Raw genomic sequence first — 19,738 nt, forward strand, 5'->3', positions numbered from 1 at the left:
TGGTACGCCCTGACGGGCGTACACGCATGTCAAACAGCCCTTGGCACTTGCGGCCGGGGCTGTTATTTTTCATGCATGTGCAGCCGATGCCACCAGGCAAGGAAAACATGAGCACCCATCACGACCAGACCGAGCCACAGTCCTCCCTGACACCTCTTGACCAGCAAGACCTGGAACAAGCCGTCCAGACCCTGCTGTCGCCCACGCTGACGGCAAAACTGACAGGCGTCGTCGGCAAACCACTCGACAAGATCCTGGAATACCTGCCGCGCGGCATGGAAAGCAAAATCCAGTTGCTGGTCAAGACGGCACTGAGCAAGGCCGCCGATGCGGCTTTGTGGAGTCTGGGCAACGAACAGAAAGACGCCTCGCCCAAGTGGAACAAGGCCTATGCGGCCATCTCGGGCGGAGTAGGGGGCTTCTTCGGTTTTACCGGCCTGGCAGTCGAACTGCCTGTCTCAACGACTATCATGATGCGCGCGGTGGCAGACATTGCCCGCAGTGAAGGCTTCGATCTGGAGGATGAAGACACCAAGCAGGCCTGCCTGCAGGTCTTTGCGCTGGGGGGTGAGTCCAAGGATGACGACGCCGCCGAGACAACCTACTATGCGATGCGACTGATGACTGCCGAGGTCATCACGACGCATGCCGGAAAATGGCTGAGCAGCCTGTTGGAAAAGGTGGCCACACGGTTCGGCGTCGTGGTGACAGAAAAAGCGGCAGCGCAGGCCATTCCGATTGTAGGGGCGGCCAGCGGCGCACTGATCAACACCATGTTTACCGATTTTTTCCAGGATATGGCGCGTGGCCACTTCACCGTCAAGCGACTTGAGAAGGCATATGGCTTCGATACTGTGAAGGCCGAATTCAATCGGATTGCTGCCCAGAAAGAGCTGCGCTGAGGCAGCTCCAGGCCGCTGGCCTCCCTCGCTGCCTTATTCAACAACCCGCATGACTTCCACATCGATCTCGGGCGATTCGAGGAAATCCTTTTCGACTTCGCCGACGATCTCCACGCGGGTCTTTTCATCGATCGACTGGGCCGGGAAACGCTTGCGGTCAATCTCGACGCGAATTTCCTTCTGACCATCCGAAAACAGGTATTTGTCGTCCGAGACCTGGCGCACCAGATGGCCACGCAGGATGACGCGCTGGTCATCGACAGGATTATCAAGAATATCCTGAACGGAAACAGCCATACCCTGCGCGCCCGGCCCGGTATATTGGGCCAGAGCTGGCTGGGCGGCGAGCAGCGTGGCGGAAGCGGCAATGGCGGCGAGAAAACTGGTTTTTTGCATATCTAAACTCCGGATCAGTTGAATGGATACTGCCTCGATTCATCAAGGCATGGATTTAGTATGGCAAACTGCTTCCATATGGAGCATGAACGAACTGTTCATATTGCATTCATGCTGAACCGGATACGGCCATTTCTCCAGATGTACCACTCCAGGAGTCCATGATGAATGATCGACCCTCTTCCGAACCCCACGACAATCCGGTACCAGGCCTTTCACCCACGGCCCCACTGGTCAGCAACCTGACGGCACTGGGCGCGCACTGGGGCTGGTTTGTCGGGCTGGGCATGCTGCTGCTGGTACTGGGCCTGATTGGTGCCGTCTATGTACTGGCCTTCACGCTGGTGAGCGTGCTGTTCGTCGGTGCCCTGATGCTGGCGGGCGGCATTCTGCATCTGATCCAGGCTTGGCGAATCAAGGGCTGGAGCGGCTTCCTGATCTGGACGGTCAGCGGACTGTTCTACATCGCGGCCGGCTTGCTGGCACTTTACAACCCGATTGCAGGAGCCGCCGCGCTGACCTTGCTGCTGGGAGCCGTGCTGATCGCAGCAGGGGCTCTGAGGCTATGGCTATGGTTCAACAACCGCAGCCAGGCAGGCTGGAAATGGCTGGCGCTCTCGGGGCTGATCACGCTGCTGGCGGGTTTGCTCATTGCAGCAGGGTGGCCTGCCAACAGTCTCTGGATACTGGGCTTTCTGCTGGCCCTCGACCTGCTGTTCCAGGGCATCACGCTGATCATGCTGGGGCAGGCGCTGCGCCGGGGACATACAACAGCCCGCTAGTTGCACCTGTGGCCCGGGTTTATACAGGTGTTCTGGTCACAAATACACACTCACCGTTCAGCGGTGCCTGTGTCCATGATGCGGTGCCCCGTTCCGACGGTCATGCCGCCATGCTCCCCCGGCATGATGGCGATTCGGACCTGATCGCCATTCACTGCGATGGCGACCACCATGGTGCCCGTATCGCTGTCGGGGACGCTCTTCGGTCAGCAGGTTGCCCAGTACGCCGCCTGCTGCTGCACCGCCCAGCGTAGCCCAGGTATTGCCTTCGGTCAGAACCGCGCCAGCAAGTGCCCCCAGACCCGCGCCGATCACGGTATTGCGGGTCGTTCGATCCGTGGCCGATGCTGCACTCGAGCCCAGGGCAATCATCCCCGCCAATATGTAGGTTGCGAGCCGGGTTGTCGGTTTCATACAGACTCCTCATGATGCTGTTGTCGGAGCCTAGCGTCAGGTGCTGAACGATACAAGCCGGCAATTGTGACTTCTGCAGCGGATTGCAAGCAGCCCTTCGGCTGCGTGACTTTTATTACAAGGAGGCCGGAGACGACATCAAAAATTACAATCCAACGCAACCGGCACGCCTTCCTGGCTGACGATTCAGCCGGTCGCTATCCGACCTCGCGCAGACTCTCGGCCGGATCGATCCGTACCGCCCGACGAGTGCCTGCCCACGAGACACTACCTGCCAGCAACAGCGTCAAGACATAGCCCATCGCCATCTGCCAGCCAGCCAGCTCACACACGAACCGTCCTGTCGCCGGACCACCGCCCAGCACGGTATCGAACACCAGACTGCCCAGGCCGTATATCAACAGACTGCAGGCATAGGCCGCCGAAGAAAGGCACAGCGCCTGAACTTGCATCAACCAGGCCAGCTCGCCCTGGGTGCTGCCAAGCAGCCCCAGTAGGGCCAGATTGCGCCGCTTGCGCTCGATATTGGAGAGGAAGGCACCGGCCAGCGAAGCGATACATCCAAGCAGCGCCGCCACTGCGATCACACCAAACACCCAGCCCAGCACGGTGGATATCTGCCGCACGCTGTCTGCCTGTGCCTGCTGGCTGCGCGTATCGATATGCTGCTCCTGCAACCAGCGCGCCAATGAGCTGATGCGGTCGGCATCAGGGGCATAGAGCCTGACACGTGCATAGCGGACAGGCTCGCCATCATCTGCGATACGTCCTGTGGTCAGTCCTGAGCGCTCGACCCGATAGCCGTCGCGAAAACGCTCCAGCTCGACCAGGAGCGGCAGGGGTGCCAATGCAGCCAGCCGGTCCATGCCATGGGCCGGCAGCACATCGGCTACCCAAACCTGCCACTGGCCACGCTCCAGCACGCCATCCAGGCGGCGCTGCGCACCCAACGTCAGGGTATCGCCGGGCGCAGCCTGCAAGCGCATCGCCAGGGCACTGCTCAGGAAGAGGGCGGGCAAAGTCTGCGCAGCCACATCGGCAGAAGGCAAGGATGCGGCCTGTGCCTCTGCCCGCAACGGATCGCCATCCGCCGTCGGAATCAGCTCGATGTTCTCGGCAAAGCGGCGGCTGTCCGCGAGCAGGTCGCCACGCAGGTTGAGCGCCCGGGTCATGCCCACGGCAAATGCCACATCGGCACGCGCTTGCGCGGCAGCGACCCAGGCATCGTCGAAATCGCCGCTACCCAGCATACGGACCTCAAGTGCATCGGGGCTGCGCACCAGATCGCTGCGCAATTGCTCGACCACGCCTTGCTTGAGGCCAAACAGCAGCAGCAGGGGGGCAATCACGGCCACCAGCGTCGCCATCATGAACAGCGATACCTTGCGGTCATGCAGCAGGTCGGCCACCGCCAGGCGGGCCAGGAGGATTCGACGCATCATCGCTAACCCACCAGTTCGAAAGTCGTTGCGCCCGGCATGCTGCAGGCCGTGATGCGGGGCAGACCAAAGCCCTGTACCAGCGGCCAGTCGTGGGACACGATCAGGGCAGCCATGCCCATCTCACGCACCAGCGCCAGAAACAACTCCAGCAGCGTATAGGCATGATGCGGATCGAGGGCCGCCGTGGGCTCGTCGGCCAGCAACAGGTCCGGCTCATGGGCAATGGCCCGGATGAAGGCTGCACGCTGGCGCTCGCCGATCGACAGCGCGGCAGGACGCTTGTCGAGCGCAGACTCCAGGCGCAAGGTGGTGCAGCAGTGAGCAAGGCGTTCCGACCAGGCCGGCAACCCCAGCAACCGGCGCGGCAGGGTGATGTTGTCGCGGATACTCAGAAAAGGCAGCAGACCGCCCTGCTGCAGCACGAAACCCAGCTTCTCGGCACGCAACCGGGCCAGGGCCGGCTCATCGCCTTGCTGGATCAACGCGGCAACATCCGTGCGCCCGAGTTCGAAATGCCCGATGGTTTCCGGCTTGAGCAGCAGGCCGATAGCCTCCAGCAGCGTACTCTTGCCACAGCCACTCTCGCCCGTGACGGCCCAGACGTCGCCTGATGCCAGGCTCAGCGCCGGCAGGCTGATGCTGTGCTGGCCGGGACCTTGGCCGCGCACCACCGTCAGGTTCAGGATTTCCAGCATGGACTGCATGTCAGGGCATCATTTCGAGAGGAACAGGGTAGACATCATCGCGCACATCGCCATCGTGCGCCAGCGAGATCCAGCGATCAACATCTTCGTTGTAGCGTTCATAGAGCCGCAGGCGCGCCTTGAGGCCATCGATAAAGGCGGCCTGCGTCTGGCGATCCCAGCTGCGCCAGGCCTCTTCATCAAGCGACATGATGGCGCTGCGATAGGGCAGGCTGTCCAGATATTCACCGACCCGCATGCCGGGCGACACGTCCCCGGACAGGTCGTCACGCCGGGTGGCCTCATCCGGATTGGTCCCCATGGAAGCGGCCACGCTGCGCAGTCGGGCAAACATGTCCTGCTCCGATCCGAATCCGGATTCGACGGCTTCCAGTGCTTGCCTGACGGCATCACTCAGATCACTCAATTGTGCCTTGGTCAGCAACACTCGCGCTTCGGTCGCCGGTACATCCGGCCGGCGCAAGTCATGATCGCTGATCCAGCCACGCAGGACTGTCGGCACGCTGGCGGCACTGCGCCCCCCCAGCCAGGACAACTGCATGGCATGGCCTACCTGGGCGGCATCGTGACGAATCTGCTGATCGGCATCGTCGGTATCCGCCCTTTTCTGGTCAGGCCTGACAATACCTGCCAGGGCCACATCTTGCCCGTCATTGCCAGCACGCCTGCCCACTCGCTCGACCAGCGTTTCGGTCAGGGCACCGATCCTGCGACCAAAAGTGCGCACATTGCCCGCATCAATCGGGTAATACAGCGGGGCATCGGCCGCCGCGTGCTGCGCCAATACGCGATATTGCTGTTCAGCGCGCGCATGGTTGCGCCGTCCCGCCGGCGTGCGCAGATGCAGCGCAAAAATGGCGATACCGGCATCCGCTGCCGCCTGCCGGACCTGGGCTGCATCCAGTCCGGTCGAGGACAGGGCATCGGCTGCATAAAGCGCGCCCGCATCGGTCACCAGAACGATATAGCGGGCATCGAAGCCGCTCCAGTCGATCCCATCGATGGCTTGCATGACACCCGCGTAGGCATCTTCGTCGAAGCGGCTGCTGGAAACGGTTGCCTGCCGGATATCGGCCACCTGGGCCATGAAAGTGGCTTCGTCGCTGGCCTGACTGGGGTCGACATAGATGCGGCTGGTGTATTCGAGACCGGGTACGGCGGCAACGTTGGAGCGATAGGCCACCATGCCGAAGCGTACGTCCTGGGTTTGTCCCTGCGCCCGCATCCGGGCATAGACCTGCCGGATCATGTCGCGAGTCTGGTCGATGTAGGGGCGCATGGAAATAGTCGTGTCGATGACGAACACCACGGCGGTGCGCAACGTACCTGCTGCGCTTGCTGTTGCATCCGTCATCGCAAGCGACCGGCCCGTTGCCGGCCCTACGGCACGACTGGCGTTGAGCGAAGCGACTTCCAGCAGCCTGACCACCTGGCCATCGGGCGTCATGATTTCCTCACCCGACAGCACGGGCAGCAGATAGAACCGCCGCTGCGGGTCAATGGCCACGGACGGTTCCCGCGCCAGCACACCATCGGCCTGGCCCGTGCGCTGCAACTGGGCCTGCAGGGTATCCAGCCTTGCTCCCCTGTCGGATTTCAGGAGCAGATCCTCAAGCTGTTCGCGATGCTCGAAAAACAACAGCGGATCGCGCCGGGCCGGGCTGGTCAGGGCCAGCGTCAACTGCGTATTCCATTCGACCGCGCAGGCAGCAGGGATCCAGCCATTGCGCTGCCCATGGGCATCCGGCCCGACCTGCAGCCAGTCACTGCCATCGGCGGCACGCTGGCGGGCATAGACATAATGCCGACTCAGGGGCGGCAGTATTCGGGTCGAACCCGGATCGACCGCAGCGACCGCCTCACCCACCGTGTCATGCAGAATGCAATCCTGAGCGGCCAGCACGCGCTGATACAGTGTCTGGCGGCCCGGCTGCAGCAACGGCGCGGTGCTGTCGGCAGCCACGCACGCCCATGCTGCAAGCATGAGCCACAGTGAAAGAAGGGCACGCATCGATTTCATAATGGCGAAGCATAGCAGTCAGACTGGCAGATCGGCACCTTGAGCAGAACCGGATTTCAGGCACAATTGCAGCGGTAGGCTTACATGCCCCTATTTCGGCCATACACGTCACCCACACCATGCGCATCACCGACACTCGACTGCCCGACGTCAAGCTCATCGAGCCCGACGTTTTCCACGATGAAAGAGGTTTTTTCCTGGAAAGCTTCAACCAGGCCCGTTTTGATGCGCTTGTTGGGCAGTCCGTGCAGTTTGTCCAGGACAACCACTCCCACTCCCGGCGCGGGGTGGTGCGTGGCCTGCATTACCAGCTCGCACCCAGGGCGCAAGGCAAGCTGATCCGCGTGCTGCAGGGCACGATCTTCGACGTTGCCGTCGATATCCGTCACGACTCGCCGACATTCGGTCTGTGGAGCGGCACCGAACTGACGGCTGACAGCCAGCAGCAGATCTGGATTCCCCCTGGCTTTGCACATGGATTCATGGTGCTCTCCGAATCCGCCGACGTGTTCTACAAAACCACCGACTACTGGTGCCGGGACCTGGAGCGCGGACTGCGCTGGAACGATCCCAAAATCGGCATCGCCTGGCCGGGCGGTGTCGTACCCGTACTGGCCGAAAAGGATCGCGCCAATCCGGGACTGGACGCACTCGTTCGCTAGTGCATATCAACCGTCGCGTTCATCGCACCGCGGATACCTGCCCGCCTGATTATTCAGCGGTACCTTGCCGCATCGCCTGCCGCATATCCTCCAGCGCCGCGCGCACGGCGGCAGCATTCGGATCGTCCGGGCCGATCAGTGCCAGCAACTGCTCGTAGGCATAGGCGGCACCCGCATAGTTTTCCAGCACAGTATAGGAACGGGCCAGCATGGCCCATTCCGAAGGCGTACCCCCGCCACCCTCCAGACGCTGTGCCAGATTGCCGACCATCTCACTCAAGGCATCGGCATTATTGGTATCGACTGCCGCCTGGCGATTGGCCGGCTCCACCGCTGCGGGATCTCCCAATGCCAGATAGCCCGCCAGCGGCACGAGTACCAGCCAGGCCATCACACCCCACGCCCAGCGGGGCTGGGCAGCACGGTCCTGTGTCTGACGCTGCTGCAACCCTTCGGACAAGGCACGCTGCTCCAGCTCCTGCATGGCCTGATCGAAGGCGGCAGCTTCTATCAGACCGGCGGCCTTGTCACGCTCAAGATCGCGCCGCTGTTCACGCAAGACTGCCAGCGCAGCGCTGGACTGTATGTCGCCCCCGTCAGCTCCCTGCCGCCCGGCCTCTGCGCCACGCAGCAATGGCGAAACGACCCATGCTATCGCAGCGATCGTCATGGATAGCGTCAACAACACAGACAGCACCATCGTATAAGACCATTCCATGTTCATCTCCGCTATGACCCGGCACGTTCCTGATCCTGCTTGCCTGCAGGATCATCCTCTGGAGCCATGACACCAGAGCCGCTGTCATCAAGGCCATCAAGCAGTGCGCGCGCCTGCTGACGCTGGACTGGCGTTAGCACCGTCCTCGCCTGGCGGGCCCGCTTGCGCAACCGCACGACCAGCCAGCCAGCACCCGCCAGCAGCAGCACGAATGGGCCGAGCCACAGGCCCAGCGTCGCGACACGCAGAGGGGGGCGATACAACACGAAATCGCCATACCGCTCCACCATGTAGTTTGTGATTTCCGCCTCGCTGCGGCCCTGTATCAGTTGTTCACGCACCTGCTCGCGCAGGTCCAGGGCCAGCGGCGCATTGGACTCGGCAATCGACTGGTTCTGACACACCAGGCATCGCAGCGTGTAGGCAATCCGCTGCACCTGGTTTTCCAGTTCGGCCGTCTCGCGCGACACGGCAGGTGCTGCCTGCGCCAGCGCGTTCATGCCTGCCAGTGCGAACACCAAGGCCAGGAGGGCACATACCCCGTAGCGCATGATGCCGGATGCCCTCATGCCGGCGCATTGTCCGAGGCTATTCATGGCATGGCTCCCGGTGCGCCGGCCGCCCGCAGCATCGGCAACAGTTCCTGCTCCAGCTTGTCGACCGTGATCGGCCCCAGGTGTCGGTAACGGATCCGTCCCTCGCCATCGATCAGAAAGGTCTCCGGCACACCATAGACACCCAAATCGATCGCCGTGCGCCCATTCATATCCATGGCGGTCAGCAGATAGGGATCGCCTCGCGTCTCCAGCCAGATTGCAGCACGTTCGCGCGCCTGCGCCATCTCGGCTTCAGGTGCCACGCCACGCACATCAAGACCGGCCCCGCGGACCTCCTTGTAGCTGAGTCCCACAACGGGTAACAGTTCGCGCCGGGTAATCTCCATCAGTGCATCGTGCTCTTCACGGCAGGCCACGCACCATGATGCCCACACATTGAGCAACCAGACGCGTCCCCGCATTTCCTCGGGGGAAAATGTCTGTTCCGGCTTGTCCAGCCTCTCCAATGTGAACGACGGTACCGGCCGATCGATCAGGGCAGAAGGCAGGCTGCGCGGGTCCAGCGTCAAGCCGTAGGCCAGGAAACCAGCCAGCACCAGCAGGATCGCCACAGGCAGGATAAAGCGCAGTTTCATGTCATGCTCCTTTGCCTCGACGCCGATAGCGCCGATCGAGCGCTGCCAGTATGCCGCCCAGCCCCATCAGTGCGCAGCCGGCCCATATCCAGCTGATGAATGGGCGGTAATACAGATGCACGATCCAGGCCTCGCGATCCAGTGGTTCGCCCAGTGCCACATAGAAGTCACGCCAGAAACCGATATCCAGAGCAGCTTCGGTCATCGGCATCTGCTGTGCGATGTACAGCCGTTTTTCCGGTTGCAGCGTACCGATGACCTGTCCTTCGCGCGACAGCGTGAAAGTCGCCCGCGCGGCATCGTAGTTCGATCGGCCAAACTCCCGGATACCCTCGAAATGCAGGTCATGGCCGGCAAACACCACGCTCTCGCCCGGCAGCATGCGCACATCGCGACTCTCGTCCAGGCTACCGACCAAGGTCACGCCAATGATGAACACGCCGATCCCCAGGTGCGACAGCCACATGCCCCACCAGGCGGCTGGCGTGGACCTGAGCCGCTCAAGCAAGGAAGCACGGCCACGGGCCCGCAGTTGTCCGGCCAGCAATTGCACACTGGCCAGCACCACCCAGGCCGCAAGGCCCAGCCCCAGGCCGGCACGCCAGCCCAGTTGCTGGTGCAGCAGCGCCGACAACACGCCCACGGCAATGCTCATCACAAAGGCGGGTGCCACGCGCCGCAGCAATATGGCAGGTTCGTCATCCTTCCAGCGCAGGAACGTACCCAGCATCATCAGGATCACCACCGGCGTCATCAACGGTACGAACACCGCCTCGAAATAGGGCGGTCCGACAGAGATCTTGCCCAGTTTCAGTACATCCATGAAGAGGGGATACAACGTGCCCAGCAGCACCGACGCCGTGACGACGGCCAGCAGCATGTTGTTGCCCAGCAGCGCCGCATCGCGCGACACCAGGCCAAAGCGCCCGCCACCACCCAGTGTGGGGGCCCGCCAGGCATAAAGCATGAAGGAAGAGCCGATCACCGCCACCAGGAAACTCAGCACGAACATGCCCCGGCCAGGATCCACGGCAAAGGCATGCACGCTGGTCAGCACGCCGGAGCGCACCAGGAAGGCGCCCAGCAGCGACAGCGAAAATGTCCCGATCGCCAGCAACACTGTCCAGCTGCGAAAGGCACCGCGCTTTTCAGTCACAGCCAGCGAATGGATCAGCGCTGTGCCCAGCAGCCAGGGCATCAGCGACGAATTCTCGACCGGATCCCAGAACCACCAGCCGCCCCATCCCAATTCGTAATAGGCCCAGCCCGAACCTACAGCGATACCTGCCGTCAGGAATACCCAGGCCGCCGTGGTCCAGGGTCGCGACCAGCGAGCCCAGGCCGCATCCAGGCGACCCGCCAGCAGGGCGGCGATGGCAAAGGCAAAAGCGACCGAGAAGCCCACATATCCCATGTACAGCAGAGGAGGATGCAGGATCATGCCGGGATCCTGCAGCAACGGATTCAGGTCACGCCCTTCAGCCGCAGCCGGCAACAGACGCGTAAAAGGGTTGGACGTCAGCAACATGAACGCCAGAAAACCGGCACCGACCCAGCCTAATACGCCCAGCACCCGTGCGGAAAAGTCCTCGGGCAAGCCGCGCGAATGACGTGCCACGGCCACCGTCCACAGCGCCAGCGCCAGATTCCACAGCAACAGTGACCCTTCATGGCTGCCCCAGACAGCCGTGATCCGGTAGATAAGCGGCGTGGCCGTATTGGAGTGCAATGCCACATAGCGTACAGAAAAATCACTGACCACAAACGCCCAGGTCAGCGCCACATAGGCCAGCACAATAAATAGCAATTGAGCGTGCGCAGCCGCCCGGCCAACACGCATCAGCGCCAGCCGGCCGGAACGGGCCCCCGCCAGCGGCACAACGGCCTGCACCAGCGCCAGGGCAAAGGCCAGCAACAACGCATAATGGCCAAGTTCCGGAATCATGGCTGCACCACCGTCAGCATGCTTTTTTGTGCCTGCTGCAAGGCGTCTGCCGCTTCGGGCGGCATATAGTTTTCGTCGTGCTTGGCCAGCACCTGACTGGCATGGAACAGTCCCGCCTCATCGAGCCGACCCTGCGCCACCACCCCCTTGCCTTCACGGAACAGGTCAGGCAGCGATCCCTGGTAAACCACCGGAATCGAGCTGGCGGTATCGGTCACGGCAAACTGTACGGTCAGGCCGTCGGCCTGACGCTGCACCGACCCTTCCTCGACGATGCCGCCGATGCGCAGCATGCGCTCGGGCGTGGCCTGCCCCTGCAGGATATCGCTTGGGGAATGGAAGAACACCAGGTTTTCCTGGAATGCCGACAACACCAACAGGATCGCTGCCGTCAACAGGCCCATGCCCCCCAGAATCAAGGCCAGGCGCTTGTGTCGTGCTTTCATGACGTGCCCTCCCGCCGACACACCGTCGCCCGGCGCCAGCGCAACAGTTTGTGCAGCGTAGCGCGCGCACCCGCGCGCAACTGCAGAACTTCAATCAACAACAGCAACGCACAGACGCCGTAGCTGCCCCAGACAAACCAGGCATGACCGCCCATTTGCCAGAATTCGGACCAGGATGACCATGTCATGATCGGACTCCTTGAATATCTTCAACGCGGCGATCGACCGAGGCAGCCGCCAGCCGTGCATCCAGTTTTTGCTGTACCCAGCCGGCATGACGCTCGCGCTCCAGCACCAGGCTGCGTGCCCGCCACAGCGTGACGGCAATCGTGTAGAACCAGGCAGCCAGGGTCAGGGCCAACATCCCCAGCAGCATGGTTGTGGCCATGCTGGGTGCACGCGTCAGGCTGACCGATGCCCCCTGGTGCAGGGTGTTCCACCAGTTCACGGAAAAATAGATGACCGGCACATTGACAGCACCGACCAGCGCGACCAGTGCGCCGGTCCTGTCCGCACGGCGCGGATCATCAATGGCACGCGTCAGGGCGATATGACCGAGATAGAGGAACAGCAGCAGCAATTGTGATGTCAGGCGCGCATCCCAAACCCAATAGGCCCCCCAGGTGGGTCGTCCCCAGAGCGCGCCGGTCCACAGGGCGATCACACAGAAGAGGGCACCAGTCGGTGCCAGAGCCTGACTCATCACGAAAGACAGTCGGGTGTTGAACGCCAGTCCGATGATCGACCAGAAAGCCATGGCCAGGTATACCAGCATCGACATCCAGGCCGCCGGCACGTGGATGAAAATGATCCGATAGACCTCGCCCTGCTGTGCATCGGTAGGCGCAACCCAGAAACCCAGCCACAGGCCAGCACAGGCCAGCAGCACGGCCAGCGCAGCACTCCAGGGTGCTACCCGACCAGCCATGCCATAGAAGTTCTGTGGCGCGGCGAAATGGAACAATCGCATACGCCGTACCGGGCGGCTGTCCGTGGCATCGGCCATGGCCGAAGGGGCCAGGGAAGAAATGGAGGCTTGCGGATTCATTTTCAGGACTCCATGGCAATATTCAGGGAAGCGGCGCAGGCCCAGGGGGCCAGTGCCAGCGTTGCCGCGCAGATACCGCCCAGCAGCAGCAGATGCGCACGCGCGCCCACGCCGGAAAGCACCGCTTCGACGGCTCCCGCACCAAAGATCAGGACGGGGATATACAGCGGCAGCACCAACAGCCCCAACAGCATGCCGCCATTGCGCAGGCCCAGCGTCAGCGCCGCACCAATCGCACCCAGCATGGCCAGCACCGGCGTACCCAGCAGCAACCCGCCCAGCAGTGCCGGCCAGGCATTGGCCGGCAACTGGAACCAGAGCGCCAGCAAAGGGGCCGCCAGGATCACTGGCAGGCAGGCACCCAGCCAGAAAGCCAGCAACTTGGCCATCACCCAAAGCACAGCTGGCTCACCCGACAGCGACAATTGTTCGAGTGTGCCGTTGTCATGATCCTGAGCGAACAACCGCGGCAGTGACAGCAGCACCGACAGCAGGGCGGCCACCCAGATCACGCCGGGGCCAATGGCGACCAGCCGGGCAGGGTCCGCCCCGATGCCCAGCGGAAAAAGGCTGGCCACCACGACCAGAAAACCCAGGGTCGTGACGGCATCCATACGATTGCGCCAGACCAGCAACAGGTCGCGCTGCAGCACAGCACGGAACAGCCCGCCGTAAGTGTTGCTGCCAGCCTGCATCGCAGGGAAGTCCAGCGCCTGTTTCATGCGTAGTCTCCCAGGTCGAGACTGGCGATGGCCTGACTGAAAGGAGCATCCTGGTGCGTGGTCAGCACCGTCGTGCCGCCCCGGGCGCAATGCGCCTGCACGGCCTGCGCCACGCGCTCGACAGCATCCACGTCCAGCGCGGCAAACGGCTCGTCCAGCAACCACAAGGGACGCTGCGCGGACAGGAACAAACGCGCCAGACTGGCACGCCGCCGCTGTCCCTGCGACAGCATGCGCAACGGCATATCCATTTCCCTCGTCAGGCCAACCTGCTCGAGTGCGACATACAGGTTGCGGTCGGATTGTGGCTCTCCTGCGCAGGCACAGGCCCAGCGCAGGTTCTCACAGGGACTGAGCAACTCATGGGCGGCGGCAGCGTGACCGAGGTAGAACAGACAGCGGCGAAAACCATCGCGGTCCGCCTCGACCGGCCGCCCGGCCCACTCTATCGAGCCACTTTCCGGTGCTGCCAGGCCAGCCAAGATACGCAGCAGACTGCTCTTGCCCGCACCATTGCCGCCAGCCACACGCAGGATCATCCCAGCCTCAGCCTGCAGCGTCAGTCCGCTGAACAGCAGACGATCGCCTTTGAGGCATCCGAGGTTATGTGTTTTCAGTGTCATTGCGGGCTCTGGGGACGAACATCCATACGTCAAGTTGTACCACTCCCGCCTCTCTTTCAAATTTGTCCGCGATCAATGACTGAAGCAATAAAGAAGCCGAAGCATAAATGGTTTTTTGCTGAAAATTCATCGACGTAAACCGCCATTAACCATTTCATATCTGGCATTAACAATACCCCGACCACGATTAACAGCCTATCAACAGAATACGAATATGGCGCCATGCGGCAACTGCGGACAGCAAGGTCCAATCAAGAAATAGCGAGAACGATATGCATCACGACCCATCACAATCGCCGGAGGATCCTGCCGGCACAAAACTGGCTGACAGGCATCCTGCTCAGGACACGCATCCGGTTCCGGATACCCGTACGGGCCGTCGCGAATGGAGGTGTTTTCTCATGCTGGCCTGTGTTGGCTTGCCGCTTCTCATGGTTGTTGCCATCGCTGCCTATGGCTTTGTTGTCTGGATGCTGCAAATCTTTTTCTTCGGCCCTCCCAAATAACTTCTGCAGTGTGTGCCGAATATTGATTTGGGTGGCTTTCAGGCCAGGCAAGCCCTTCTGTTCGTAGTAGATCTGCCATGAAAAAATTACTGAATTTTCTGCATCAACTGTTCCTTCGTCCTTCGACCAGGATTGGTCTGGGCATTTTGGTCACGGGTGGTTTTCTGGCTGGCATCCTCAGCTGGCAAGGCTTTAATACCGCCCTCAAAGCCACCAATGAAGAAGCGTTCTGCATCAGTTGTCACACCATGCATGACAACTCCTTGCAGGAACTCAAAAACACTGTGCACTGGAGCAATCGCTCCGGGGTTCGTGCGTATTGTGCGGACTGCCACGTTCCGCATGACTTCACAGACAAAATTGCACGCAAGATTCAAGCCAGTCGCGAAGTGCTGTCCCAGATACTCGGCGATATCGATACACGCGAGCAATTCCTGGATCACCGTATCGTGCTGGCACAGCGAGAGTGGGCACGCTTCGAAGCCAACGGATCCAAGGAGTGCCGGTCCTGTCACGACTACGACGACATGGACTTCGAAAAAATGAAGCCTGCAGCTCGAGAAATCATGCGTGGTGCCGCTGAACGTGATCAAAGTTGCGTCAGTTGTCATAGAGGTATCGCTCATGAACTGCCAGACGTGAAAGGTGGCCACAATCCGGCATTCGATCCCTTGCGCTCGGCAGCATCCAGCCAGAGCGTCCAGTCCGGGCAGACCTACTACCTGGCAGCGCCCCAGGAACTTTATGCCGAAGAAACCCTGGAGCGAAAAATCGGCCACATCGAGATGGCCACGGCGGTCAAGGTCCTTGAAACCAAGGGAGATGCCCAGCGTGTGGAATTGCTCCTATGGCGCAAGAACAAGGGCTACGGTCGCGTGTGGTACAGCCAGTTCGGCCTGAACATCACCAATGCCATCCTGGAAAAAGAAGTCTCGCGTGACGCACAGACCATCAACGTGCTCGACAGCAGGGAAGATGCGCTGACCGGTCTGGAATGGCAGCAGGTCCAGGTCGCTGGCTGGATCCCAAAGAACAACCTGATCGACAGCCAGGAACCGATCTGGAGCATCGCGCGCAGCACATACAACACCAGTTGCAGCGTCTGCCATCGCCAACCCCAGGAAGCACACTTCGATGCCAATACCTGGCCTGGCATGTTCAACGGCATGGTGGGATTCACCAACCTGGACAACGAAACGGCCAAGGTCATTCTCAAGTACCTGCAAAACCATTCTTCCGATTTCAGCAACGCAACGCACTAGGCAAGCCACTGCGGCATGTTCGGGCATGCCGCAGTTCCGCAAAGCAAGGAGAGCAGTATGAAATATTCACGGCGAGGCTTCCTCAAGGCAATGACGTTGCTGTCAAGCAGCACATTAGCCGCCCCCGGCCTGCTGGTAGCCAGGGAAATGGCGCAGACGGTGCCGCCTGTACCGGACATGTCCGATGACTTTCACTCCTGGAAAGTCACTGGCTCACACTTCGGCGCAATGCGCGCACGTGTATCCGGCGACCGGGTACAGGAAATCAGGCCTTTTGAGTTCGACAAGCATCCCACCGAAATGCTGAAGGGCATGATCGGCATGATCTACAGCCCTTCGAGGGTACGCTATCCGATGGTCCGCCTGGACTGGTACCGCAAGCGCCATCTCAGCGACACCAGCCAACGAGGCGACAATCGCTTTGTCCGCGTCAGCTGGGACGAGGCACTGGACCTGTTCTACGAGGAGCTTGAGCGTATCCAGCAGGAATACGGCCCCTGGGCACTCCATACCGGCGGTGGTGGCTGGCGCTCGGTCGGCCAGATGCACAGCTGTGTCAACCATATGCTGCGCGGCATAGGCATGCATGGACGCGCTGTCGCTACGGTGGGCGATTATTCGACAGGTGCCGGACAGGTGATCCTGCCCTACGTACTGGGCTCCACCGAGGTGTATACGCAAGGTACCTCGTGGGATGTCATCCTGAACGAGAGCAAGTTGATCATCTTCTGGGCGAACGACCCTGTCAAAAACCTGCAGGTAGGCTGGAACACCGAAACCCACGAGACCTACACCTATTTCGAACAGCTCAAGCAGAAAATCGCTGACAAACAGATCCGGGTGATCTGTATGGATCCCGTCAAAAGCAAGACCCAGAAATACCTGGATGCGGAACACCAGCCCGTCAACCCGATGACGGACGTTGCATTGATGCTGGCTATTGCCCATACCCTGGTCAAGGAGTCGCTGTACGACGAACAATTCCTGGAAACCTACACCGTGGGTTTCGAGCGCTTTCTGCCTTATCTGGAAGGCAAGACCGAAGATATGGTGGAAAAAACGCCGGAATGGGCCGAGGCCATTTGCGGCGTGCCGGCAGATCGCATCCGTGAACTGGCACGACTGATGGCCGGCAACCGCACCCAGTTGATCTTCGGCTGGGCAGTCCAGCGCCAGCAACACGGCGAGCAACCATACTGGATGGGCGCGGTACTGGCGGCCATGCTAGGCCAGATCGGCCTGCCAGGCGGTGGCATCAGCTATTCACACCACTACAGCTCGGTGGGCGAACCCTCGTCCGGTGCTGCCATGCCAGGTTCGTTCCCTCTTAACCTGGACCCGGGGCAGAAACCCAAATACGACAACACGGACTACAAGGGCTACAGCTCCGTGCTGCCGATCGCCCGCGTGGTCGATGCCCTGCTGGAACCCGGCAGCGTGATTGACTTCAATGGTTCCAAAGTGACATTGCCTCCCTACAAGATGGCTATTTTCAGCGGCTGCAACCAATGGCATCGTCACCCCCAGCGCAACCGGATGAAAGAGGCCTGGCAAAAACTGGAAACCGTGGTCGCCATCGACTACAACTGGACAGCAACCTGCCGCTTCGCCGATATCGTGCTGCCAGCCTGCACGACTTTTGAACGCAACGATCTGGACGCCTACGGCTCGTACAGCAATCGCGGCGTCATCGCCATGCACAAGCTGATCGATCCTTTGTTCAACTCGCGCTCCGACTTCGACATTTTTCGTGGTCTGACGCGTCGCTTTGACCGCGAAGCAGAATACACGCGCGGCATGAACGAAATGCAATGGGTCGAAAGTCTGTACGAAAGCTGCCGCCAGGAGAATAACCAGAAAGGTTTCGACATGCCGCCTTTCGCGGATTTCTGGAAAACAGGCTACGTTCTGTTTCCAAAGGGCAAGCCGGAAGTCCGCCATGCCGGCTTTCGCGACGATGCCGAAGTCAATGCACTCGGTACGCCTTCGGGCTTCATAGAAATTTTCAGCCGCAAGATAGACCGCTACGGCTACGAAGACTGCAAGGGCCATCCTGTCTGGATGGAAAAGACAGAGCGCTCGCATGGCGGCCCGGGTTCTGACCGCTATCCGCTCTGGATGCAATCCGTCCACCCCGACAAACGTCTGCATTCGCAACTGTGCGAATCCGAACCTTTGCGCGCCACATACGCCATTCAGGGGCGCGAACCTGTATTCATCAGCCCGCAGGATGCTGCCGCGCGGGGGATCCGTCATGGCGACCTGGTACGCGTCTTCAATGATCGAGGGCAGTTACTGGCCGGCGCACACGTGTCGGCAGACTTTCCCTCAGGCGTGGTGCGCATTCAGGAAGGCGCCTGGTATGGCCCGACAGGTCCGGAAATCGGCGCACTGGATACTTACGGCGATCCCAATACGCTGACGCTGGACGTAGGCACCTCGCGCCTGGCACAAGCCACCAGCGCCAACACATGCCTGGTGGAGATAGAACGGTTCACGGGACCGGTGCCACGTGTCACATCCTTTGGTGGGCCGATTGAAGTGGATACACAAGGACGGGAGATCTGACATGTCACATCCGTTGTCCCTCCCCAGCCTCGCTCTGGATGAGTGGCATGCCGTGGCAACACAGCGTGCCCGGATATACAGCTGGTTTTCGGGCTTGTATGCCGCTGAACTGACCCAGGCGCACTTCGACACCCTGCAGACCGGCTCGGCCGCCTCTTTGTGCGACAGCCTGGCAGCTGCAGGACTGACCGGAGAAGTCGCGCGTCTGCGCGCCGCCATGACAGCATGGCACAACCTGCCGCTGGCCAGGCTGGAACTGGCTGCCGATTTTGCCCAGATGTTCCTGTTGAGCGCCCGGGACGGTGCGCCGCCTTATGCTTCCTGCTACGATGACGCCGCGCCACAGCTCTATGGTCAGGCCGAAACCCGTATGCGCAGCTTCCTGGAGCACTCTGCCCTGGCAGTAGATGCCCGGTTTCGCGAACCTGCAGACCATCTGGCAGTTTGTCTGGCCATGATGCACTATCAGTTGATACAGCCACTGACCGATACAGACAATGCAGTGGCTGCATCTGCACATCAACAGGCAGGCAGCCTTGAAACCTATTTACTGGGATGGCTGCCAGCCTTCGAACAACGTAGCCAGTCATGCGCGACAGAGCTGGATTTTTATCCTGCTCTCGCCACCCTGCTGCTGGCTTTCGTACGCCAGGACCACGCCTTCCTGCGCGACATCGCGGACGACGCCGCACAGGAACGAGTCTGACGCGAGCCGCCCTTCTTACTCGGCCCGCCTTGACGACGCATCATGAAAGACCCCGGCAGGCACGGCATCCGGCCGCGCCGCGCCGACACCCTGGTCGATCTGCGGCAAAGAGTGCGCGATACCCTTGTGGCAATCGATGCAGGTCTTGCCTTCCTCGACCAGTCCCTGCTGGTGCGTTTCGGCAGCACGCCGGCCCTGCTGGGAAAAGTCGAAATGATCGGCCTTGTGGCAACTGCGACAGTTCTGCGAGTCACGGGCCTTCATCCGCGCCCATTCCCGTTCGGCCATGGCCTGGCGCCGTTCATTGAATTTCTCCGGTGTATCGGCGCTGCCCAGGATGGTCTGCAGCACGTCGTTGTAGGCCTCCAGCTTGCGCAGCATCTTGGGCCCCCACTCCTTGGGCACGTGGCAATCGGCGCAAGTCGCGCGCACGCCGGAGGCATTCTGGTAGTGGATGGAGTTGCGATACTCCACATAGACGTTGTCGCTCATCTCGTGGCACGAAATACAGAAGGCTTCGGTATTGGTCGCCTCCAGACCCGCATTGAAACCGACCCAGGCCAGCACGCCCAGCACGAAGCTGATGCTGACCACGCCGATTGTCTTGCGGCGCTGGCTGACCCACTGCTTCAGGCGTGCCCATTTGCCGTTGTTTGCCATGTTCTCTGCTCCTTGATCCT

22 protein-coding genes are annotated in these 19,738 nt (G+C 61.1%); 7 read left to right on the forward strand and 15 right to left on the reverse strand.

What is annotated here, in order from left to right; genetic code table 11:
• The first annotated feature begins 107 nt into the window (after positions 1-107).
• Positions 108-902, forward strand: coding sequence for an EcsC family protein (locus DD235_RS15580; protein ID WP_109063110.1), 795 nt, complete (start codon positions 108-110; stop codon positions 900-902).
• 33 nt (positions 903-935) lie between these two features.
• Here DD235_RS15580 and DD235_RS15585 read toward each other — a convergent pair whose 3' ends face one another.
• Complete coding sequence (locus tag DD235_RS15585; RefSeq protein ID WP_109063043.1) at positions 936-1,298, reverse strand: YgiW/YdeI family stress tolerance OB fold protein; 363 nt, start codon at positions 1,296-1,298, stop codon at positions 936-938.
• A gap of 164 nt (positions 1,299-1,462) precedes the next feature.
• On the opposite strand from DD235_RS15585, the gene DD235_RS15590 reads away from it, so the two are divergent.
• On the forward strand, positions 1,463-2,080 hold the full coding sequence (locus tag DD235_RS15590; protein WP_109063044.1) for an HdeD family acid-resistance protein: 618 nt from the start codon (positions 1,463-1,465) through the stop codon (positions 2,078-2,080).
• Positions 2,081-2,137: 57 nt separating this feature from the next.
• On the opposite strand, the gene DD235_RS15595 is transcribed toward DD235_RS15590, so the two are convergent.
• From DD235_RS15595 to DD235_RS15610, 4 genes are all read right to left on the reverse strand, one after another.
• Positions 2,138-2,494 carry a glycine zipper 2TM domain-containing protein gene (locus tag DD235_RS15595; protein WP_109063045.1) on the reverse strand — a complete coding sequence of 119 codons (357 nt, stop codon included), beginning with the start codon at positions 2,492-2,494 and terminating at the stop codon, positions 2,138-2,140.
• A gap of 197 nt (positions 2,495-2,691) precedes the next feature.
• The gene (locus DD235_RS15600) at positions 2,692-3,936 is read right to left on the reverse strand and encodes an ABC transporter permease (protein WP_204524264.1); all 1,245 of its coding nucleotides are present in this window, start codon (positions 3,934-3,936) and stop codon (positions 2,692-2,694) included.
• Between the two features lie 2 nt (positions 3,937-3,938).
• Entirely contained in the window at positions 3,939-4,640 is a 702-nt protein-coding gene (locus DD235_RS15605; protein WP_239990182.1) for an ABC transporter ATP-binding protein, read from the reverse strand.
• Between the two features lies 1 nt (position 4,641).
• Positions 4,642-6,624: a VWA domain-containing protein gene (locus DD235_RS15610; protein ID WP_204524265.1), complete on the reverse strand. Its 1,983-nt coding sequence runs from the start codon at positions 6,622-6,624 to the stop codon at positions 4,642-4,644.
• 155 nt (positions 6,625-6,779) lie between these two features.
• Here DD235_RS15610 and rfbC point away from each other — a divergent pair, with 155 nt between their 5' ends.
• The gene (gene rfbC / locus DD235_RS15615; protein ID WP_109063047.1) at positions 6,780-7,322 is read left to right on the forward strand and encodes a dTDP-4-dehydrorhamnose 3,5-epimerase; all 543 of its coding nucleotides are present in this window, start codon (positions 6,780-6,782) and stop codon (positions 7,320-7,322) included.
• 49 nt (positions 7,323-7,371) lie between these two features.
• Here rfbC and ccmI read toward each other — a convergent pair whose 3' ends face one another.
• Genes ccmI through ccmA form a run of 9 tightly spaced genes read right to left on the reverse strand, consistent with a single transcriptional unit; the run spans position 7,372 to position 14,016 of the window.
• The gene (gene ccmI / locus DD235_RS15620) at positions 7,372-8,040 is read right to left on the reverse strand and encodes a c-type cytochrome biogenesis protein CcmI (RefSeq protein WP_162300518.1); all 669 of its coding nucleotides are present in this window, start codon (positions 8,038-8,040) and stop codon (positions 7,372-7,374) included.
• 11 nt (positions 8,041-8,051) lie between these two features.
• Positions 8,052-8,636: a cytochrome c-type biogenesis protein gene (locus DD235_RS15625; RefSeq protein WP_239990183.1), complete on the reverse strand. Its 585-nt coding sequence runs from the start codon at positions 8,634-8,636 to the stop codon at positions 8,052-8,054.
• Complete coding sequence (locus DD235_RS15630) at positions 8,633-9,232, reverse strand: DsbE family thiol:disulfide interchange protein (protein ID WP_109063050.1); 600 nt, start codon at positions 9,230-9,232, stop codon at positions 8,633-8,635. The genes DD235_RS15625 and DD235_RS15630 overlap by 4 nt, the downstream gene beginning before the upstream one ends.
• 1 nt (position 9,233) lies before the next feature.
• On the reverse strand, positions 9,234-11,177 hold the full coding sequence (locus tag DD235_RS15635) for a heme lyase CcmF/NrfE family subunit (protein WP_109063051.1): 1,944 nt from the start codon (positions 11,175-11,177) through the stop codon (positions 9,234-9,236).
• The gene (gene ccmE, locus DD235_RS15640) at positions 11,174-11,623 is read right to left on the reverse strand and encodes a cytochrome c maturation protein CcmE (RefSeq protein WP_109063052.1); all 450 of its coding nucleotides are present in this window, start codon (positions 11,621-11,623) and stop codon (positions 11,174-11,176) included. The genes DD235_RS15635 and ccmE overlap by 4 nt, the downstream gene beginning before the upstream one ends.
• Complete coding sequence (gene ccmD / locus DD235_RS15645) at positions 11,620-11,811, reverse strand: heme exporter protein CcmD (RefSeq protein ID WP_109063053.1); 192 nt, start codon at positions 11,809-11,811, stop codon at positions 11,620-11,622. Before ccmD ends, ccmE begins: the two co-directional genes overlap by 4 nt.
• Complete coding sequence (ccmC, locus tag DD235_RS15650) at positions 11,808-12,629, reverse strand: heme ABC transporter permease CcmC (protein WP_204524268.1); 822 nt, start codon at positions 12,627-12,629, stop codon at positions 11,808-11,810. The genes ccmD and ccmC overlap by 4 nt, the downstream gene beginning before the upstream one ends.
• Positions 12,630-12,673: 44 nt before the next feature.
• Positions 12,674-13,366 (reverse strand): heme exporter protein CcmB, encoded by a 693-nt coding sequence (ccmB, locus tag DD235_RS15655; protein WP_109063114.1) that lies wholly within the window; start codon positions 13,364-13,366, stop codon positions 12,674-12,676.
• Between the two features lie 23 nt (positions 13,367-13,389).
• Complete coding sequence (gene ccmA / locus DD235_RS15660) at positions 13,390-14,016, reverse strand: cytochrome c biogenesis heme-transporting ATPase CcmA (RefSeq protein ID WP_109063054.1); 627 nt, start codon at positions 14,014-14,016, stop codon at positions 13,390-13,392.
• A 272-nt stretch (positions 14,017-14,288) separates the two neighbouring features.
• Here ccmA and DD235_RS15665 point away from each other — a divergent pair, with 272 nt between their 5' ends.
• The 4 genes from DD235_RS15665 to torD all read left to right on the forward strand — a co-directional run bounded on the left by DD235_RS15665 (position 14,289) and on the right by torD (position 19,058).
• The gene (locus DD235_RS15665) at positions 14,289-14,522 is read left to right on the forward strand and encodes a periplasmic nitrate reductase, NapE protein (RefSeq protein WP_109063055.1); all 234 of its coding nucleotides are present in this window, start codon (positions 14,289-14,291) and stop codon (positions 14,520-14,522) included.
• A 77-nt stretch (positions 14,523-14,599) separates the two neighbouring features.
• On the forward strand, positions 14,600-15,784 hold the full coding sequence (gene torC, locus DD235_RS15670; RefSeq protein ID WP_109063056.1) for a pentaheme c-type cytochrome TorC: 1,185 nt from the start codon (positions 14,600-14,602) through the stop codon (positions 15,782-15,784).
• Between the two features lie 57 nt (positions 15,785-15,841).
• Positions 15,842-18,352, forward strand: coding sequence for a trimethylamine-N-oxide reductase TorA (gene torA / locus DD235_RS15675; RefSeq protein ID WP_109063057.1), 2,511 nt, complete (start codon positions 15,842-15,844; stop codon positions 18,350-18,352).
• Position 18,353: 1 nt separating this feature from the next.
• Entirely contained in the window at positions 18,354-19,058 is a 705-nt protein-coding gene (torD, locus tag DD235_RS15680; protein WP_109063058.1) for a molecular chaperone TorD, read from the forward strand.
• 15 nt (positions 19,059-19,073) lie between these two features.
• Here torD and DD235_RS15685 read toward each other — a convergent pair whose 3' ends face one another.
• Entirely contained in the window at positions 19,074-19,718 is a 645-nt protein-coding gene (locus tag DD235_RS15685) for a NapC/NirT family cytochrome c (RefSeq protein WP_109063059.1), read from the reverse strand.
• Between the last annotated feature and the right edge of the window lie 20 nt (positions 19,719-19,738).

The organism is Corticimicrobacter populi (assembly GCF_003123725.1).
Taxonomy (GTDB): Bacteria; Pseudomonadota; Gammaproteobacteria; order Burkholderiales; family Burkholderiaceae_B; genus Corticimicrobacter; species Corticimicrobacter populi.

Coding starts and splice junctions, on each gene's coding strand:
- DD235_RS15580 (WP_109063110.1), top strand. CDS start 108: ATGAGCACCCATCACGACCAGACCGAGCCACAGTCCTCCCTGACACCT.
- DD235_RS15585 (WP_109063043.1), bottom strand. CDS start 1,298: ATGCAAAAAACCAGTTTTCTCGCCGCCATTGCCGCTTCCGCCACGCTG.
- DD235_RS15590 (WP_109063044.1), top strand. CDS start 1,463: ATGAATGATCGACCCTCTTCCGAACCCCACGACAATCCGGTACCAGGC.
- DD235_RS15595 (WP_109063045.1), bottom strand. CDS start 2,494: ATGAAACCGACAACCCGGCTCGCAACCTACATATTGGCGGGGATGATT.
- DD235_RS15600 (WP_204524264.1), bottom strand. CDS start 3,936: ATGATGCGTCGAATCCTCCTGGCCCGCCTGGCGGTGGCCGACCTGCTG.
- DD235_RS15605 (WP_239990182.1), bottom strand. CDS start 4,640: ATGCAGTCCATGCTGGAAATCCTGAACCTGACGGTGGTGCGCGGCCAA.
- DD235_RS15610 (WP_204524265.1), bottom strand. CDS start 6,624: ATGCTTGCAGCATGGGCGTGCGTGGCTGCCGACAGCACCGCGCCGTTG.
- rfbC (WP_109063047.1), top strand. CDS start 6,780: ATGCGCATCACCGACACTCGACTGCCCGACGTCAAGCTCATCGAGCCC.
- ccmI (WP_162300518.1), bottom strand. CDS start 8,040: ATGGAATGGTCTTATACGATGGTGCTGTCTGTGTTGTTGACGCTATCC.
- DD235_RS15625 (WP_239990183.1), bottom strand. CDS start 8,636: ATGAATAGCCTCGGACAATGCGCCGGCATGAGGGCATCCGGCATCATG.
- DD235_RS15630 (WP_109063050.1), bottom strand. CDS start 9,232: ATGAAACTGCGCTTTATCCTGCCTGTGGCGATCCTGCTGGTGCTGGCT.
- DD235_RS15635 (WP_109063051.1), bottom strand. CDS start 11,177: ATGATTCCGGAACTTGGCCATTATGCGTTGTTGCTGGCCTTTGCCCTG.
- ccmE (WP_109063052.1), bottom strand. CDS start 11,623: ATGAAAGCACGACACAAGCGCCTGGCCTTGATTCTGGGGGGCATGGGC.
- ccmD (WP_109063053.1), bottom strand. CDS start 11,811: ATGACATGGTCATCCTGGTCCGAATTCTGGCAAATGGGCGGTCATGCC.
- ccmC (WP_204524268.1), bottom strand. CDS start 12,629: ATGGCCGATGCCACGGACAGCCGCCCGGTACGGCGTATGCGATTGTTC.
- ccmB (WP_109063114.1), bottom strand. CDS start 13,366: ATGCAGGCTGGCAGCAACACTTACGGCGGGCTGTTCCGTGCTGTGCTG.
- ccmA (WP_109063054.1), bottom strand. CDS start 14,016: ATGACACTGAAAACACATAACCTCGGATGCCTCAAAGGCGATCGTCTG.
- DD235_RS15665 (WP_109063055.1), top strand. CDS start 14,289: ATGCATCACGACCCATCACAATCGCCGGAGGATCCTGCCGGCACAAAA.
- torC (WP_109063056.1), top strand. CDS start 14,600: ATGAAAAAATTACTGAATTTTCTGCATCAACTGTTCCTTCGTCCTTCG.
- torA (WP_109063057.1), top strand. CDS start 15,842: ATGAAATATTCACGGCGAGGCTTCCTCAAGGCAATGACGTTGCTGTCA.
- torD (WP_109063058.1), top strand. CDS start 18,354: ATGTCACATCCGTTGTCCCTCCCCAGCCTCGCTCTGGATGAGTGGCAT.
- DD235_RS15685 (WP_109063059.1), bottom strand. CDS start 19,718: ATGGCAAACAACGGCAAATGGGCACGCCTGAAGCAGTGGGTCAGCCAG.